16 protein-coding genes are annotated in these 18,940 nt (G+C 38.4%); 11 read left to right on the top strand and 5 right to left on the bottom strand.

The annotated features are described in order from the left end of the window. Nucleotides 1–26: 26 nt before the first annotated feature. Nucleotides 27–455 carry an Lrp/AsnC family transcriptional regulator gene (locus tag P20652_RS18395; protein ID WP_033017562.1) on the bottom strand — a complete coding sequence of 143 codons (429 nt, stop codon included), beginning with the start codon at nt 453–455 and terminating at the stop codon, nt 27–29. Nucleotides 456–648: 193 nt separating this feature from the next. On the opposite strand from P20652_RS18395, the gene P20652_RS07300 reads away from it, so the two are divergent. The 4 genes from P20652_RS07300 to P20652_RS07315 are packed head-to-tail and all read left to right on the top strand — an operon-like array spanning nt 649 to nt 5,252. Beyond that, nucleotides 649–1,854 carry an aspartate aminotransferase family protein gene (locus P20652_RS07300; protein WP_008169647.1) on the top strand — a complete coding sequence of 402 codons (1,206 nt, stop codon included), beginning with the start codon at nt 649–651 and terminating at the stop codon, nt 1,852–1,854. A 50-nt stretch (nt 1,855–1,904) separates the two neighbouring features. After that, a complete protein-coding gene (gene astA / locus P20652_RS07305) occupies nt 1,905–2,939 on the top strand; it encodes an arginine N-succinyltransferase (protein ID WP_008169645.1) in 1,035 nt (344 codons plus the stop codon). A 7-nt stretch (nt 2,940–2,946) separates the two neighbouring features. Next, on the top strand, nt 2,947–4,413 hold the full coding sequence (astD, locus tag P20652_RS07310; RefSeq protein ID WP_008169644.1) for a succinylglutamate-semialdehyde dehydrogenase: 1,467 nt from the start codon (nt 2,947–2,949) through the stop codon (nt 4,411–4,413). 35 nt (nt 4,414–4,448) lie between these two features. Continuing rightward, complete coding sequence (locus P20652_RS07315; protein WP_008169643.1) at nt 4,449–5,252, top strand: DUF1338 domain-containing protein; 804 nt, start codon at nt 4,449–4,451, stop codon at nt 5,250–5,252. 72 nt (nt 5,253–5,324) lie between these two features. On the opposite strand, the gene P20652_RS07320 is transcribed toward P20652_RS07315, so the two are convergent. Then, a complete protein-coding gene (locus tag P20652_RS07320) occupies nt 5,325–6,605 on the bottom strand; it encodes a flavohemoglobin expression-modulating QEGLA motif protein (RefSeq protein WP_008169642.1) in 1,281 nt (426 codons plus the stop codon). Between the two features lie 145 nt (nt 6,606–6,750). Between P20652_RS07320 and P20652_RS07325 the strand changes: the two genes are divergently transcribed. The 7 genes from P20652_RS07325 to P20652_RS07355 all read left to right on the top strand — a co-directional run bounded on the left by P20652_RS07325 (nt 6,751) and on the right by P20652_RS07355 (nt 13,529). Beyond that, entirely contained in the window at nt 6,751–7,008 is a 258-nt protein-coding gene (locus P20652_RS07325) for a DUF3081 domain-containing protein (RefSeq protein ID WP_008169639.1), read from the top strand. After that, complete coding sequence (locus P20652_RS07330; RefSeq protein ID WP_008169638.1) at nt 7,008–7,313, top strand: hypothetical protein; 306 nt, start codon at nt 7,008–7,010, stop codon at nt 7,311–7,313. Before P20652_RS07325 ends, P20652_RS07330 begins: the two co-directional genes overlap by 1 nt. Nucleotides 7,314–7,722: 409 nt before the next feature. Beyond that, nucleotides 7,723–8,298 (top strand): transcriptional regulator BetI, encoded by a 576-nt coding sequence (gene betI, locus P20652_RS07335; RefSeq protein ID WP_008169637.1) that lies wholly within the window; start codon nt 7,723–7,725, stop codon nt 8,296–8,298. Between the two features lies 1 nt (nt 8,299). After that, nucleotides 8,300–9,763, top strand: coding sequence for a betaine-aldehyde dehydrogenase (betB, locus tag P20652_RS07340; RefSeq protein WP_008169636.1), 1,464 nt, complete (start codon nt 8,300–8,302; stop codon nt 9,761–9,763). An 11-nt stretch (nt 9,764–9,774) separates the two neighbouring features. Next, on the top strand, nt 9,775–11,442 hold the full coding sequence (betA, locus tag P20652_RS07345) for a choline dehydrogenase (protein ID WP_008169635.1): 1,668 nt from the start codon (nt 9,775–9,777) through the stop codon (nt 11,440–11,442). A 158-nt stretch (nt 11,443–11,600) separates the two neighbouring features. Further along, the gene (locus tag P20652_RS07350; protein WP_008169634.1) at nt 11,601–12,818 is read left to right on the top strand and encodes a BCCT family transporter; all 1,218 of its coding nucleotides are present in this window, start codon (nt 11,601–11,603) and stop codon (nt 12,816–12,818) included. 9 nt (nt 12,819–12,827) lie between these two features. After that, complete coding sequence (locus tag P20652_RS07355; RefSeq protein ID WP_008169633.1) at nt 12,828–13,529, top strand: TorF family putative porin; 702 nt, start codon at nt 12,828–12,830, stop codon at nt 13,527–13,529. A gap of 75 nt (nt 13,530–13,604) precedes the next feature. Here P20652_RS07355 and P20652_RS07360 read toward each other — a convergent pair whose 3' ends face one another. The 3 genes from P20652_RS07360 to fdxA all read right to left on the bottom strand — a co-directional run bounded on the left by P20652_RS07360 (nt 13,605) and on the right by fdxA (nt 18,682). Further along, the gene (locus P20652_RS07360; protein WP_033017561.1) at nt 13,605–15,515 is read right to left on the bottom strand and encodes a bifunctional diguanylate cyclase/phosphodiesterase; all 1,911 of its coding nucleotides are present in this window, start codon (nt 15,513–15,515) and stop codon (nt 13,605–13,607) included. Nucleotides 15,516–15,978: 463 nt separating this feature from the next. After that, nucleotides 15,979–18,222, bottom strand: coding sequence for a carbohydrate binding family 9 domain-containing protein (locus P20652_RS07365; protein WP_008169630.1), 2,244 nt, complete (start codon nt 18,220–18,222; stop codon nt 15,979–15,981). Nucleotides 18,223–18,358: 136 nt separating this feature from the next. Next, nucleotides 18,359–18,682: a ferredoxin FdxA gene (fdxA, locus tag P20652_RS07370; RefSeq protein WP_008169628.1), complete on the bottom strand. Its 324-nt coding sequence runs from the start codon at nt 18,680–18,682 to the stop codon at nt 18,359–18,361. Nucleotides 18,683–18,940: the final 258 nt, after the last annotated feature.

Below are 18,940 nucleotides of genomic sequence, written 5' to 3'. Positions count from 1 at the left end.
TTATAAGTTAAAGATCACCTGGCGTTTTATCGCTTGAACTTAGTCTCTAAAATAACAGAAGATGTTGTGCGCTCTACTCCATCAAGATTTCCTATATCGTCAAGTAAATGACTTAATTGCTCTAAATTTTGAGCCTGTACCACAGCAATTAAATCAAACTCACCACTTATGGCATAGAGCTGCGAAATTGCATCAATTTGCTTAAGCTCTATGTTCGTTTTAGTCGTTAATTTTTGTATTACCTTGATGGACACATGCGCTGATACCATTTTATTTAAATACTCATCACCGTAATCTACGCTATAGCCTTTAATAACACCGCTTTCTTCAAGCTTTAGCATTCGGCTCTGCACGGTCGAACGCGATAAATTTAGAAGCCTAGCAAGGTCCGATATACTCGCTCGGGCATTCGTTTTTAGTATAGATAATAGCTTTTCATCTTGTGGAGTTATCATAATGGTTATTTACTTCGTTATTTTGACTTTTATTCTAATCATTTTTCACAAAATAGCACTGCAAATTTCATCAATAACGTTCGATAATAACACTCTATATTTAAAAACATCGTGTTTGCTGAAGAATACAGGCTATATTCTTCTTTTTTTAGCAAAAAATCTTTTATCTAAGCCCATTAAATTTAGGTGTAAAATGCAAGTAACAAGAGACTTATTTAACGACGTAATGGTACCAAACTATAATCCATCAGCAATTATTCCAGTTCGTGGTGAAGGTTCCCGCGTATGGGATCAAAATAATAATGAGTTTATCGATTTTGCTGGTGGTATTGCCGTTAACTGTTTGGGTCATTGTCATCCTGCATTAGTAAAAGCATTAAAAGAGCAAGGCGAAAAAATTTGGCATTTATCAAATGTTATGACCAATGAGCCAGCACTTCGTTTAGCTCAAAAAATGGTTGAAGCAACATTCGCTGATAAAGTTTACTTTGCAAACTCAGGCGCAGAAGCAAATGAAGCAGCGCTTAAGCTAGCGCGTCGTTATGCACTGGACGTATATGGCGCTGAAAAAACGCAAATTATTGCATTTAATAAAGGTTTTCATGGTCGCACATTCTTTACAGTAACTGTGGGCGGGCAAGCTGCATATTCTGACGGCTTTGGTCCTAAACCTGCTGACATAGTACATTGTGATTTTAACGATATAGCAGCATTTGAAGCACTGATCAGCGATAAAACATGTGCTGTAATGATGGAACCATTACAAGGTGAAGGCGGTATTATTTCACCAACAGATGAATTTGCTAAAAAAGTACGTGAACTTTGTACTAAACATAACGCGTTACTTATTTTTGATGAAGTACAAACGGGTGTTGGTCGCACAGGCGATTTATACGCTTATGAAGGTTTAGGTGTTGTTCCTGACATTTTAACAACGGCAAAAGCATTGGGTGGTGGTTTTCCAATTGGCGCAATGATCACTCGTACATCTATTGCTGAGCATTTAAAAATTGGTACTCACGGTTCTACTTATGGCGGAAACGCACTTGCTTGTGCTGTAGCCGAAGCGGCATTTGATACAGTTAATACACCAAACGTGCTAAACGGTGTTAAAGAGCGCGAGCAATTATTCCGTGACGGATTAAACGCAATTAACGAAAAATACAACGTATTTAGCGAAGTACGTGGTAAAGGCTTATTAATTGGCGCAGTACTTAATGACAAATTTGAAGGACGTGCACGCGACTTTTTAGTAGCTAGTGCTAATAATGGTTTAATGAACCTTGTAGCGGGCATGAATGTAATTCGTTTTACACCGTCTTTAGTTATCCCGTTTGAAGATATTAAAGAAGGCTTAGCGCGCTTTGAAAAAGCCGTTAGCGATGTAGTAAACGGTTAATATAGTTTAAATTAGCACGCTTACAGGCGTGCTATTGGAGCAAGCAATAAATGCAAGTATTACGTCCTATTACTGCCAATGATTTTGACGCGCTTAAACAAATAGCGATTGAATCCGGTCATGGGTTTACCTCTTTACCTGTGGACGATGCACAGCTTAAAGAAAAAATTGAACGTGCTGAAAAAAGCTTTGCCAAAAACATTAACCAGCCACTTAATGAAAGCTATTTATTTGTTTTAGAAGACAGTGAAACAGGTGACGTTATTGGCACAACCGCAATAGAAGCTGCGGTAGGTTTATCGGTGCCTTTATATCATTATCATTTAGGTAAAACAGTACATCACTCGCCTACTTTAAATGTATATAACACCGTTGATATTTTAAGCATGTGTAACGACTACACAGGCTGCTCTGAAATATGCACATTATTTTTGCGCGAAAATAGCCGTAAAGGTTTAACGGGTCGGTTTTTATCGCGTTCACGCTTTTTATTTATGGCTCAGCATAGCGAGCGTTTTGCAGATACGGTTATCGCAGAAATGCGCGGTGTTAGCGACGAAGACGGCCATTCTCCTTTTTGGCAATGGCTGCAAGAGCATTTTTTTAGTATCGAATTTCCAGAAGCGGATCACTTAGTTGGCTTAGGCGATAAGGTATTTATTAGCGAGTTAATGCCTAAATACCCTATTTATGTGAACTTACTTAGCAAAAAAGCCCAAGCAGTTATTGGGCATGTGCATGAAAAAACAAAACCTGCGCTAAAATTATTAGAAAAAGAAGGTTTTGAGCACAGAGGCTACGTTGACTTATTTGACGCAGGCCCAACAGTTGAAGCAAAGCTTGGTAATATTCGCAGCATTCGCGACTCTCAAGTTTGCCCTATTACTATTGGTGAGCTTGATCACATATCACAAAATAGCTCTGATACGCTGGCTGTATGTAATCAAGGCGTAAGTGGCTTTAGAGCAACATTTACCAAAGACGCACATTATAATCATGCAAAACATACTCTCGTCATTAGCCAAGATGTAGCCAAAGCACTTAATTTAAGCCAAGGAGATGCAGCGCGATTTTTCCGCCTGTAAATTATTTATGAATACACACCTAATTAATAACCAGTGGCATGTGGGCCTTGGTCCAGCATTTGAGTCAATAAATCCAAGTACTGGCGAAATAGTTTGGCAAGGTAATGGTGCAAACGCTGATCAAGTAAATTCAGCTATAAAAGCAGCTAGAGCCGCGCAGTTACAATGGGCAGATAAGCCGCTTGAAGAGCGTATAGCCATTTTAGAAAACTTCGCAGCACAATTAAAAGAACACAGCGAAGAATTTGCGACCATAATTGCACGCGAAACAGGTAAACCATTATGGGAAACCCGCACTGAAGTGGGCGCAATGACAGGCAAAGTAGCTATATCTGTAAAAGCATACCATGAGCGTACCGGTACAACCGAAAACCCAATGCCCGGTGCTAAAGCGTTTATTAGACACAAACCGCATGGCGTTGTGGCTATTTTTGGCCCGTATAACTTTCCGGGGCATTTACCAAACGGGCATATTGTTCCTGCAATTTTAGCAGGCAACACCTTGGTATTTAAGCCATCAGAACTGACGCCGCACGTTGCAGAATTTACGCTCTCACTTTGGTTAAAAGCAGGTTTGCCAGCGGGTGTTATTAACCTTGTGCAAGGTGAAATTGAAACTGGTAAAGCACTTGCCTCTCACAAAGACATAGATGGCTTGTTTTTTACCGGTAGCTCAAACACAGGTCACTTACTACATAAGCAATTTGCAGGACACCCTGGCAAAATTTTAGCACTTGAAATGGGCGGTAATAATCCTCTTATTGTAAAAGATGTGAGCGATATAAGCGCTGCTGTGCACGATATTATTCAATCAGGCTTTATTACCTCAGGTCAGCGCTGTACGTGTGCACGCCGCTTATTTATTGAAAAGTCGCTCAATGGCGATGCTATTTTAGAAAAGCTAATAAGCGCAACTAAAAACATAGTTGTAGACGACAGCTTTGCTACAGAGCAGCCTTTTATGGGTGCAATGATAAGCGAAAAAGCAGCATTAGGCATGGTCGCTGCGCAAAGCGAATTAGTGTCAAAAGGCGCACAAATACTTGTTGAACTTAAGCAATTAAAACCAGGCACAGGTTTTGTTAGCCCTGGCATTATTGATGTAACAAGCATTACCGACATGCTAGATGAAGAGCATTTTGGACCGCTAATTAAAGTGTATCGTTACACCGACTTTGACAGTGCAATTATTGAAGCCAATAACACAAGCTTTGGCTTATCTGCAGGTTTACTTAGCGACAGTGAAGATGATTACACTCACTTTTTAAAGCGCATCCGTGCAGGTATTGTTAACTGGAACCGCCCTATTACCGGTGCCTCAAGTGCAGCTCCATTTGGCGGTATTGGCGCCAGTGGTAATCACAGAGCCAGTGCCTATTATGCCACCGATTATTGCGCATACCCTGTAGCATCTGTTGAGTCAGATAAAGTGAGCTTACCGCAAACCTTAGCGCCGGGCTTAGTAATTGAATAAGCAATAAAACCAAATTTTAGATTTAAGGACTTAACATGCATACTGATGTAAACACATTATTTGAGAGCCTTTGGAAAAACTACTTAAACGTAACACCATCGGCAGACAAAATTCATGACCTTTTAGGGTCAACGCAAAAAAATGACATTATTAACGATCATATTGCACTGCGTACATTTAATATCGAAAAAGTAGGTCTTGAAAAGCTCGCCGCTCATTTTTTAGCCATTGGTTACAAAGAATGTGGTGAATACCACTTTGAAGCTAAAAAACTTTACGCAAAACACTATGAGCATAGCGATCCTAATCAGCCAAAAGTGTTTATTTCTGAGCTATTAGTTGAAAAATGCTCGCCAGAGTTACAAGCCATCGTAACCGATATGGTAAGCCAAATTGACGAAAGTGCAGTTACTGCTGATAACTTTTTGTATTCAGGCACGCATTGGCAAGTAAGCACCGATACTTATAAGCAGCTGCTAGCTGAAAGCGAGTATGCAGCGTGGGTGTCGGCGTGGGGTTACCGCGCCAATCACTTTACCGTAAATATTAATACGCTTGCTAAGTTTGATGACATTCATGATGTTAACCAAGCCCTAAAAGACGCCGGCTTTTCGCTTAATACGTCAGGCGGCGAAGTTAAAGGCTCACCAGAGGTGTTACTAGAGCAATCGTCAACACTGGCTGATGAATATTCAGTGACCTTTAGTGACGGTGATATGAGCATCCCTAGCTGTTTTTATGAGTTTGCTATTCGTTACCCTAAAGCAGATGGCGAACTTTATACTGGTTTTGTTGCAGCCTCAGCTGACAAAATATTTGAAAGCACGAACGCTCGATAGCAAAACCTAAAGTACTTTATTTTAAAAAGCCCGTTATGGGCTTTTTTTATGGCGGTAAGCTATATTGATGAATTATAAAAATAGCGGTTTATAATCGTTTTCTAATTTTTCAAACGATAAGTCACCAATAAAACGACCAAAGCTCAACCAAGTGGCCAAACCGCGTAAATCTTTAAAGTGTGGTGGTACAAATTGTGGACTCTCTATTACACCTAAATCATGAAGCTGCGATATTAATCTAAAATCATCTATCGATATTTTACCTACCAGTAATAAAGGGAGTCTATCGATTCGACCAAGCTGTATTGCTACACGTATTAAGTTATAAACCAGTACAAAGCCTTTAATGTAAGCAATATCTTTTGTAAAAGGCAGGCCTGTTGGCGTACTGCCTCTAAATACACGCTGCGCTAGTGTGTAACTGTCATCTTTTGATAAACCTTGCGCTACGTAATCACGGTAAATATCTACAAACTCAGCACCATCAATTACCTTTGTAACGGCTTGAATACGATTCACTAATTTAGATAAACGCCTTGGGGTCGATTTTAATGTAATAATTTCGGTAAGGACCGCTAAACCTTCTTGGGTAATAGTAGAGCTAGGCGTACCTTTACTTAAACATGTTAAATACGGCTGTGCTAAACCATTTTGAGTGGTACCCACATGTATCCACCCTTCGTGCACTTCTAAAATATCAAGTTCACGTTGAGAAAACTTAACATCTTGATTAAGCTTTATATTATTAGCACCGGCGGCGGCATCACTGACAATACCATCGCTAAGCATAACCTCTACGTTTATTCCTGCCATACTAGCGTTTACTTGCTCGGACAAAATACGCACTGCATCAACAGCATCAATATTTTTAGGGTCGTCAGGCAGTATGTCGGCTATAAGTAAATTTTGCAGCGGTTTATCTAGCATGTTAGCTAGCTCAGAAAGTGAGGGCTCACCGGCATGAAATAAATCTTTAGGATGACCAAATAACTCCACCGATAAGTCATGAAACTCTGGTGTGCCACGATACTCAAGCATGCTTAATACCGTTTTATACTCGGTGCACATTTTTCCCATATATTGAGCAATCGGATTTAACTGCCCCAATTGGTTAATAATGTTACGGTGTAGAGTAGAAAACGCTTGGCGTAACTCACTAGGTACAAAACCAAGGTCGCGCTGTTGATAGTAAGCACGATCGATAAGTGGATTTTTTTGACATTTTTGTCTAAAAAACTCCTCTTTAGTTTGTTTATCCCAATTAATAGCATCGAGTATCCTAATAGGCGTTTGCAATGCAATTAATTGATCCGATAACTCACGAGTTTTTAGTAGTAACGCCTTGTCTATCATGGTGTAAGCTCAACAATAAATGAGTTTTGAGCATAATTTAAAAAAGCTAAATTACAAAGTAATATCACACTTTTTTAGCTATTGTTTTTAAGATGATCGACCCTCATATCTGTATCGTATGAGTTATCAAATAAAAGGGCAAATTATGAAAAACGAACTCGACAATAAACAGATTTTAGCCGTATATGAACGTATAATTCAAAAAGGTGAAATGACTGATGAAGGCAAGCATTATCAAGGCGTTACTGCTTATTCAGACGTAGATGGCTATACAGTATACTTACAAGGTAGCGGCGTAGAACTGCGCTTTGGTTTTCATAATACTTACCACCTTGACTACGAACATGAAAAGCATAAAGACGATTTTTTGAAAAAATTATATAACATTGCAAACGAGAGCTAATGCACCCACGAAAACGCAGACACCGCCCTACCAGTAAGCTCAATACTTCTTTTATAAACCAAGTAGTAGAAGAGCTTAAAGCTGATCCAAGCAAAGTATCTATTATTAAAGACAATCTAGAGCAGTACCGTGCTCAAACTCATTTAAAGCGTGGTTTTTTACTCGCTATAGAGCGCTTTGATTGGGTTTTTGAAGCAAGCAAAGACATTGATTTCATTTGCCAGCAAATTTTAGCTGATGACTACATTGGCAATAGACTAAGACGTTACCCCCTACTTTTTAAAGGTGTTATTAATAATGCCTGACCTTTCAAAGCTAAGCGCTTTAAAACAATAAAACAGCAACACTTACTCCCTACATAAATTCATTAGAGCACTAAGCAATTATTGGTTTAGTGCGCTTTTGCATCAAAATAATACTATTAGTACTCTAATCATTGCTGGGCTAATGGTTTTTAATCATTTTATTCATTTATTGCTGTAAACAAATCATTACTATTGTTATTTTTCAAAATTAAATCTACAACCCATTGTTTTAAATAAAATAAAACAAAGCAAACCCTTATCTTCTTTATCGCATTCGTTGCGTTTTTATTAATGATTAATCTACATTCTGGCATCTAGATATTTACTTCAGCCTTGAATTGTTAGAGTTATTACCTTAAACTTATGTTTATTGAACGTTCAATTAATAAAAATTATGCCTAAAGTTGGAATGGAACCTGTCAGACGTCAGCAGCTAATTGACGCAACTATAGAGTCAGTTGCAACTAATGGACTACAAGGCACAACTATAAACAGCATTAGTAAAAATGCAGGTTTATCGTCAGGCATTATTAGTCATTATTTTGGTGGTAAGCAGGGGCTAATTGAAGCCACGGTTAGATACTTACTAACAAGTTTAAAACAAGGCTTAATAAGTAAAGTAAATCATCATACAAATGCCACTGAACGTTTAATGTTTATTATCGAAGCTAACTTTGCGCTTGTACAACAGCGTAATGATACAACCCGAACATGGTTAAGTTTTTGGGCGCAATCGATGCATGATGAAGAGTTACACAGACTACAAAACGTAAACAGTAAACGCTTGCAAAGTAATTTAGCATTTTCTTTTAAGCAATTAATGCCTATTGAGCAAGCAAAGCAAGCTGCAGAACTTAGCGCTGCAATGATCGATGGCTTATGGTTAAGAGCAGTATTGAGTAAGTCAGACAATAATCAGTTTAAACACAGTGAAAAGTTAGCAAAAAGCTATGTACTTTCACTTATCAAGCAATATGGAGCCTAGCGTGACTACACCTGTCTATCAAAATTTTATTAACGGCCATTTTCTTGCAAACCAGAGCGGCAAAACATTTGATGTAACAAACCCAGCAACGGGCGAGGTTATTTACGCAGTAGAAATTGCCGACGAATTTATTCAAAACGCAGCCATTGCCAGTGCAAAGCAAGGTTTTGCTCAATGGTCAGCAATGACACCCGTTGAACGTAGCCGTATTTTATTAAAAGCAGTGGCTATTTTACGCGAGCGCAACGATGAGCTAGCACTTGTAGAAGTACTCGACACCGGTAAACCAATGCAAGAAGCTAATTGTGTTGATATTGAAACAGGCGCTGATGTAATTGAATACTTTGCAGGTCTTGCGCCAGCACAAGTAGGCCAACAACAAATGGTTGGTGATGACTTTTACTACACACGTAAAGAGCCATTAGGTATCTGTGCAGGTATTGGTGCATGGAACTACCCACTACAAATTGCATGTTGGAAGTCGGGCCCTGCCCTTGCAGCTGGTAATGCATTTATATTCAAACCATCAGAAGAAACACCTCTAGGCGCACTTAAACTTGCAGAAATATTTGTTGAAGCAGGCGTACCAGCGGGTGTGTTTAATGTTGTTCAAGGTGCGGGCGATGTAGGTCAGTGGCTAACGCAGCACAGCGAAATTGATAAAGTATCGTTCACGGGTGAAGTAGGCACAGGTAAAAAAGTAGTGGCAAGTGCTGCCGGTACTTTAAAAGATGTCACGATGGAACTTGGTGGTAAATCTCCACTATTAGTATTTGATGATGCCAACATTGAGCAAGCGGTTAGCGCTGCTATGTTAGGTAACTTTTATACGCAAGGCGAAATTTGTACTAACTGTACACGTATTTACGTTCATAAAAATGTATATCAGCAGTTTATTGATGAGCTTAAAGCACGCACTGAGAAAAATATTATTGCTGGCGACCCACAAGATTTAAATACAAACTTTGGCGCACTTATTTCTAAAAAGCACCAAGAACTTGTAATGAGCTACATCAATAAAGGTATTGAAGAAGGTGCAACGCTATTAACGGGTGGCACAACGCTTTCACCTAAATCTGCACCTAATGGCTACTTTGTAGCACCCACTGTGTTTATTGATTGTAATGACGATATGACTATCGTTAAAGAAGAAATATTTGGCCCAGTAATGAGCGTGCTTGTTTTTGACGATGAAGACGATGTTATTGCACGTGCTAACGGGACTCATCTAGGTTTAGCCGCAGGCGTATTTACTAGCGATATTAAACGTGCACACCGCGTTATTCATAAGTTACAAGCCGGTATTTGTTGGATTAATGCATACGGTAACTCACCTGCTGAAATGCCAGTTGGCGGGTATAAGCAATCAGGTATTGGCCGTGAAAATGGCATTCAAACTCTTGATCAATACACGCAAACTAAGTCTATTTATGTTGGTATGGCCGACATAGAAAGCCCATTTTAAGGCGCTCGACTATGAGTAATCATTACGACTATATTATTGTTGGCGCGGGTTCGGCGGGTTGTGTTTTAGCAAACCGATTATCTGAAGATTCAAGTAACCGTGTGTTACTACTTGAAACGGGCGGTAGCGATAAAAGTATTTTTATAAAAATGCCAACCGCGTTATCTATTCCTATGAACAGTGACAAATACGCATGGCAGTTTCATACGCAGCCTGAGCCTCATTTAGATAACCGTGAAATGCATTGTCCTCGAGGTAAAGTATTAGGCGGGTCGTCATCTATTAATGGCATGGTGTATGTACGTGGCCACGCAAAAGATTTTGACGAATGGCAGCAACACGGAGCAAACGGTTGGGATTACCAATCATGTTTACCGTATTTTCAAAAAGCAGAAAGCTTTTACCTTGGTGAAAATACTTACCGTGGTGGCAAAGGCCCGCTTGGCGTTAATAACGGCAACGAAATGAAAAACCCGCTTTACCGCACCTTTATCAAAGCAGGTGTACAAGCAGGTTACGCTTCTACAGATGATTATAATGCATCTCAGCAAGAGGGTTTTGGCCCAATGCACATGACCGTGAAAGACGGCGTGCGCAGCTCTGCTTCTCGTGAGTATTTAGACCCTGTTAAATCGCGCAGTAATTTAACGATTATTACAGGTGCATTAGCACAACGCGTGATTTTAGATGGCAAAAAAGCCACCGGCATTGAATACAAAGTAAACGGCGACGTTAAAACTGCACATGCTGCAAAAGACGTTATATTAAGTGCAGGTCCAATCGGCTCTCCACATATTTTACAACTCTCTGGTATTGGTGATACTCATGCGCTTGAAAAAGCAGGCGTTGAAGTACAGCATCATTTACCTGGTGTTGGTCAAAACTTACAAGATCATCTTGAGTTTTACTTTCAATACAAGTGTAAGCAACCTATCACGCTTAACGGCAAGCTAGGTATTGTTTCAAAAGGTTTGATTGGCGCGCGCTGGTTATTAACGCGTTCGGGTTTAGGTGCAACGAATCATTTTGAATCGTGTGCGTTTATTCGCTCAAAACCAGGTGTTGAATGGCCAGATATTCAGTATCACTTTTTACCAGCGGCTATGCGTTACGACGGTAGAAGTGCATTTGCAGGCCATGGTTTTCAGGTACATGTTGGTCATAACAAACCAAAAAGCCGTGGTAGTGTCACTATTGCTTCTGCAAACCCGGAGCAACCACCAACAATTTTATTTAATTACCTTGAACACCAAGATGATATTGAAGGCTTTAGAGCGTGCGTTCGCTTAACACGCGACATAATCGAGCAAAGTGCCTTTGATGAATACCGCGATGAAGAAATTCAACCAGGTAAACACATTCAAACAGATGAAGAAATAGATGCCTTTGTACGACAAGCCGTAGAAAGTGCCTACCACCCTTCTTGCTCATGCAAAATGGGTGAAGATGGTATGGCCGTTGTTAATTCAAATACGCAAGTACATGGTATTGAAGGACTACGTGTTGTTGACTCATCTATATTCCCAACAGTTCCTAACGGAAACTTGAATGCGCCAACTATTATGGTTGCCGAAAAAGCAGCTGACATAATTTTAGGTAAAGAACCATTACAGAAATCGGATGTGAATGTTGCCATAACAACAAATTGGCAAGAAACGCAACGTAGTTCGGAGATCTAACTTTAGCCACATGCTCAGGTTTAGTCTCGTCGGGCTAAACCAATGCGTGCCTTGCAGTGGCACACGATGTAAATAGGTTACGTTGTGTTAATGCGAGAATAAAACAATAAAATACGGAGTGCTTATGAATTATTTACATTCATTACTGGAGGGTAACAATGACTATTTGGCTTAATGCTGGGATCATTTTTACTTTACTAGCGATTGGTATTATCTTACTTAAATGGGGTAATGTTCGTGTAGTAGGTGTAACACCGGTAAAAACATTTACTTTTATAGCGATACTATTCACATCAGGTCTTGATGTGGGTCTTATAATGTTTCCTCTAACTGAGTTTGCAGGTTATGCAGACATAAAAGCAAGCCCAGAATACGCGTTTGCAAATCCACTGGCTATTGAGTTTGGCTACTGGGGATTTTTGATCTGGGGATTTTACTTTCTTACGTGCTTTTATTTCTGTGTAATAGAACCTAAAGTTAAATTTTTCGATATTCCTTGGGTTAAATTTATCAATAACGTAGTAATTATTGGTACTTGTGCCTTCACTGCTTACTTATTGTTGACCAATCTACCTTGGTATTTGCCAAAGCTGGGAGACGGCTCCAGTGTAGTTACTGAGTTTTATTTAATCGTATTTGCAGCTATTTGCTTTGCCGTATATTCAAGTACTGACATTAAATATGTTCGCATTTTGAGTATTTCTACCACGTGGTTATTTTTAGCATTAATTGGCTTTATGTGGGTGGGTGCATTTGCAATGGGCGACAGTGGCATGTCGGCATTCACGGATAATTTAGGTTCAATCGGAACATATTTTTCGAACATGAATGAATTTGTTTTACCGCTTAACGATTACCATGAGTTTTATTTATTTTGGTGGTTTGCGTGGAGCATAATGATTGGTCAATTTACATCACGTTTTGTGGGTGGTCTTAAAACATACCAAGTATTGGGTGCAATGTTAATATTTCCTTCAATCCCAATTGCAATCTGGTTCAGTGTATTATACGAATACCACGAAGCAGGCATTTCGACTCAAGGGATTAAAAACTTTGCAATGGTATTTGTAGGTATTGTGTTTGTAATTAACTCACTCGATTCGTTAGTGCGTTTATACACAGATAACCTAAACTTTACCGTAAAGCGTTTTGGCAAAATGAAATACATGATCGGAAATGTTGTTGCTCTATCACTACTTACGTTATTGTTTAAATTAGAATTTTTACAAATTCAATGGGTAGGCGCGTTAGTCATTGGTTTGTTCTTTGTTTGTGCCGCATTTATTGGCTATAACAAATTTAAAACAGTAACGAATATTGATAGTTCACCAAAAGAAAATAAAATTGATTACACAAAAATAGACACTGTACACTAGGGATAAACAATGAATAACAAACTAAAACAACTTGTAGTAGCACTACCATTTGCACTTTTATCAACAACTGCGGCAGCTGATTGGTCAACAACAATCACAGCAGCCTCTGATTATACATTTAACGGTGTGAGCCAAACTGATAGCGACCCTGCTATTCAAGGCAGTTTAGACTATGCTTTTGATAGCGGTGTATACGCAGGCGTATGGGCTTCAAATGTTGATTTTGGTGATGACACTGATTTTGAACTTGATGCTTATGTAGGTAAGTATGTGCAGCTTAATGAGCAATTGAGCGTTGACTACGGTATTGCTTATTACACTTATCAAGGCAACAACAGCGATGGAGACTACGCTGAGGCGTACACAAAATTTGGTTATGCAAGTGAATACGGCCAAACTGAGCTTAACTTTTGGTATAGCTGGGATTACTTTGGAACAGGTGCGGGTCATGTAATATCAATGGTTGCACACACGTACGAACTAGCTCCAAATCACGCAATACGTGCAAGCTTTGATATTTCAAACTCATTAGACGGTGAAAAGTGGGCTTGGGATACAAACCAGAAAAAATCATACAAACACTACCGCTTAGCATATCAAACTAGTTATGAAGGGTTTGGTATTGAAGTGGCCGCTGAAAATACGAGCCTTGACTACGATTACGCTGATGAACGTATAGTACTTGCTGTTTCACGCACATTTGATCTTTAATACAATAATTACTTATTAAACAAAAATGCCACTCTATTTAGAGTGGCATTTTTATTTGTAAAACAACTAACTAACCTAACGAACAATATCCCAAGCACTTGTACCTGATGTAGAAAGGTTACTGGTGTTATTTCGTAAAACTTTATTACCTACATTAGCTGATGACTCAGGTCGACTTACTAAATAACCCTGAACAGAACTCACACCCATTTTTTTAACGAGCTCAAACTGCGCTATTTCTTCAACGCCTTCGGCTACAATTTTAAGGCCTAGCTTTTGTCCAAGTTCACTAATTGTATTTAATATATCGTTATATTTTTGGCTCTTATTAGCTTGGCTGATAAACGATCGATCAATTTTAATAACATCTATTGGTAAATCAGCTAATGTACTTAGCGAGCTAAAACCAGTACCAAAGTCATCGATAGCGATAGTGATGCCCTCTTCTCTTAGCCTGCTCAGCTCTTTAATTATTTTAGGACTGGCTTTAATAAATGTTGATTCGGTAATTTCAAGCATTAGCGATGTCGCGGGTAAACCCGTTTTTTTAAGCTTCTTCATTATCCAATCGTAAATATCACGATGCTTTAACTGAATACCCGAAACATTGACTGATATTTTCACTTTACGCATACCTGCATTGTGCCATGCAGCCATTTGCCGACATGACTCAAGCATAATCCAATCACCAAGTTCTAATATTAAATTAGATTCTTCAGCTATGGGTATAAACTCTGAAGGAGGGATCATACCCTCAACCGGATGGTCCCACCGGATAAGTGCCTCAAAATAATCAATCATACAATCTTCCACATGCACAATTGGCTGAAAAGATAGATAGAAATCTTTACAAGATATAGCTATGCGAAGTTCTTCGAGTAAATAATGGTAACGGCGCATTTTGTTACCCATTTCTGGCGAGTAAACTTTAAATATTCCTTTACCATCACTTTTGGCTCTGTACATAGCCACATCAGCTAACTGTAAAAGTGCTTGTGGTGTTGAAGCACTGTCTGGATAAGCCGCGATGCCAATACTGGCACTAATTTTTACTATTTTATTACCAAGTACGAAGTCTTTTTCAAGCTCACTAAGTACATGTTTAGCAATTTCAACAACTCTGTCGCTATCGTCAAGTAATTCTATAAAAATGGAGAATTCATCTCCTCCTAACCGTGATAAATTTTGCTCTAATTGGTTAGCACTATTTATATTACTTAATTTATGGTGGCGTAAAACATTCGCAAGTCGGCTAGCAACTTGAACTAATATTTCATCACCAAAGCTGTGGCCAAATGAGTCATTTACTTGTTTAAAACCATCAAGGTCGATAAACAACAGTGCACACTTGAGATTTTCTTGGTCAGCATGATGAATTTGTCTGTCGATATGTTCGATGTAAGCATGGCGGTCAATCAATAATGTCAATTTATCTTGGCATATACTGGTTTGAGTTTGTTTTACATAATTAACCACATGCGTATTTAAGCTATTTATTGATTGACTTAAACTGCTTACACCTAAAGGGTTCTCTGCAGGCTTCACTTCTAGATTAAATGCAGTTAATAAGCTATTCGCCTGCACGTTAAGGTCAGCTATTTGATTTTTATAATGGCGCTTTCTGCGTTCCCTGCGTAAATACAAACCACAACCAAATATTAATATACATAAAAGCAAAAAATTGATTGGTGATGCAATCGTCATCAGAATCAATTTACTTGAATCTGCAGCTATAAAGTGAGTATCAGTCGTTTTAATAAGTAAAAAGTCAGCGGTTGGCTGCTTAATAATATAATGACCGTTTAAAATTGGATTATACCAAGAAGCCATTTCAAGAGAAGTATTAGTTATCTCGAAACTTTGTAAATCAATGTTGGTTTGGAACAAATTTATACGATTAATCTTGCTCGTCAGCTCTATGTTTATGCAAAAACAAAATAGAATTAAAATTAAGGAAATAACGCCAAACGATTTAAGTTTGTTCATAAAAAAAATCCATCTTTGCTTCCTCTCTTATATTAACCAATTACCAGAAAACGATTATATCGTCTGTATTTAGTACTAATCAAGCACTGATATAGTCCTTAGCCATTAGAATAATAAAAAAATTAACAATAAAGGATTAGCTAACTATTTGTTATATATAGTATAGAAGGGAGTTCAGTAAAATAAACAAAACTTATAATCGCTTCACAACTTAATGACACGCCGGCAAAGTAAAATACCGAGGTGGTTTTTTATTATTTCAGTTTCTTTAATGCATAATTAACAGAAATTATTCAAGTTTCAACCTCATGCATTACAAAGCTTCTCTTAGCAAGTGTTACGCTTTTTTAAACTCAGCAATACATATTATTTTAAGCTATTATGCTTAAAACTCTGCAATGACCTACCTTGCAGGGTAACCCGTAAATACTATAACCATCACTGTAACTGTTATTTTTAATATTTAAAGCTGCCACGCATAGCTTACTTTCGTAAAAAATGTACGCTGATCTCGCTCAATACTTTTAAGCGAATCATCTTGGTAACCTCTATCTGAATATCCTAAATAAAATAATGTTTGAGCGTTAATTTTGTATGAATAAATCAGCTGGCTACCGTAGTCTTTGTTAATTTGGCTAACTTGATAAAAGTAGGCATTTTCGTCTCTATCAATATCTTCAAATTGTAAAATAAGCTTAAGAATTGAACGCATACTAAATTTATAATGAAGCCTAAAATCAACTAAGTTAGCTGTAAATACACGCTCCCCTTGTGGGTTATCTAATTGACTGTAGTTATGTTTTACATCGAGCTGCCAATGGTCGTTAATGTCCCACACCATTTGGGTTTGAGTGTCAAACACGTCGCCTAATTGCTCATTTGCATAATCAATGCGGCTAGCGTATTCAATATATAGTGATAACTTTAAATCTTTATTGGGTTTAAAGCCTGTATAAATATAGCCAATGTTTTGATTATAAAAATTGTCGTTATAGTTTTCATAACGGTGCACTAAACCAATTTCAAAAATAGATTGTTTTTGCCCTTTAAAACTCAAAAAGCCTTCGTATTCTTCTTCAAGTAAGTCGCCGTTTTGCGCCCACGTTTTATCCCAATCAGCTTCGTATGACCATGAGGTAAGTAAATCAGATTCATCTCTGTACCATGTTTGTCCGCCACCAAAGCCTACTTTTTCATAATCTACTTTAGCTTGATAACCTAAATCAGTTCGGTAGTCATGCCCAATATTTTCATAAGATGCAAATAATTTGTAATCACGTTTATCGCGGGTAAGCTCCAGGGCATATGCTTCATCTGACTGTGTTTCAGATAAGTTATAATTTTGAATTAAAAATTCAGAGTTGCGTGTATCAGCAGATGATACTTGATACAAGAGAGTATCCGATTGGTTAAACCAGTAGCTACCATCCACTGATAATACAGTGTTGTGATAGTCATCACTTTCTCTGTGGGTGCTTGAAATACCAATAGTACCCTGCTGACCTAAGTCATATTGATAACGCCCTGCGGCTGCATTCGTTTTTTTATCAAGACTTGCAAAGCCAGAGCCCTGATTTGTTGGCAGTAAAATATTACTATTGTCGTCATCAGCCAGCATTAACGCATAACTATGATCACCCGTTTTACCCGTCAGCTTTGCACCTAATGTAGGCTCTGCAATTGTACGCGTGTATAAAAGCTCAAATAAGCTGCTTTTAAAGTAAGAAGCACCATCTAAAAAGAAAGGACGTTTTTCAGCGTAATAAATTGAAAAGGTTGTATTTACATCAAGCTCTAAAGAGTCCGTTTCTACTTGCGAAAAATCAGGATTAATTGTCGCGTTTAAAACAGCATCTTTTGTTAAACCCCAGCGTAAATCTAAGCCCACTTCAGTATCTATATCGCCATTATCCCAATCACCTGGCAACTCAGGTTTATTATCGTTACGAAGTGTAGTCAATGTAGGTGTTAATTGGATATTTTTACTTGATTCAATGTCACTAAAGCCGACTAACTTATCAAACTGGCAAAGGCTGCATTTCACATTTCTATCAAACCCCATATTTGATAGCTGATATAGCACATCTCGTTGGTAGTTTCTCATTACAGAAAAACCCCACGTTAGCTCATTTTTATTCTCAGGAAAACGCAGCGCTTTAAAAGGAATACGCATTTCAACAACATAACCTTTGTCGTTAATTTGTCCTGCGCTATCCCAAATAGCATTCCATGAGGTATCAGAGCTCCACCCATCGGTGTCGGTCATTCGTATATCGCCTTGCGCGCCCAGCGGGTTCACATGGAATTCATAACCACTGCGTTCATCATTAAATGTATCAATAACAAGAATAACTAGGTCGTCTTCCCATAGCGTATCGCGGTCACGAAGTGATGCACGAATTTGCTCAGGGTTAGGATCCTCAGCAATAAAACCAACATATAAGTTAGTTCCATCCTCGTAAATAAAGGCATCAGTTTTTACAGGAGGTGTCCCTTTTTCGTTAGGCTCATCTTGGTAGAGTAAAGGAATACGTGTCGCATTTTGCCAGTGCGCTTCGTCCATAACACCATCAACGGTGATAGTAGAATCAATACGGGATAAAGATATTTGCTGTTTTTCAGCGGATACGCCAAGGCTTGATAGTAACAAAGAAAAACTTAAAAATAGGAAGGTAAACTTTTTTATTATAGTTATAAAGTACTGCATAAACATCCATTTAGATTGTAATTACTCACAAGGAATAACTTAATTGGATGATTGTAATTTATCGAGGTACATTTGTTAATACTTTGAAATAAAAAATTAACTATTTAATGATAAAGGAGTAACTAATTTTTACATTTCACGTTTCGAGTAGTTTGAGTTTATTCTTTATACCATTCCATACATCAGCATCCTCTGGTGCAGGTTTAGCCTCTGTAATACGCGGCCAAACCAGTGCAAGTTCAGCATTTAACTCAGTAAACTCTTTTTGAGACTCTGGTAATTCATCTTCTTGGTATATAGCATCAGCTGAACACTCAGGGACACATAAACCACAATCGATACAATCAATTGGACTAATGGCTAAAAAATTAGGACCTTCAAAAAATGCATCTGCTGGGCACACTGATACGCAATCGGTGTACTTGCATTTTATACAATTTTCGGTAACTACAAACGCCATAATACTTCAATACCTAAGATTTTAAACAACAGTTTCTGATCATACCCATCCTCCCAAAAAATACAATAAATAAGTGCCATATCACCCTATTTTAACGTAAAATGCGCGCCTTATGTTTGCACACCCGTTGTGCCCTGCATTCCCTTATTGTGAGCGGTAATAATGCCCCGCTATGACACCTAAAAGAGATATAAATGATACGTTTAACCGAAATAAAGCTGCCACTTGATCATGACGAAAATGCAATTGGTCAAGCAA

Origin of the sequence: Pseudoalteromonas sp. BSi20652 (assembly GCF_000239855.1) — a bacterium.
Lineage (GTDB): Bacteria > Pseudomonadota > Gammaproteobacteria > Enterobacterales > Alteromonadaceae > Pseudoalteromonas.
This window is presented reverse-complemented; position numbering and strand designations above follow the sequence as displayed.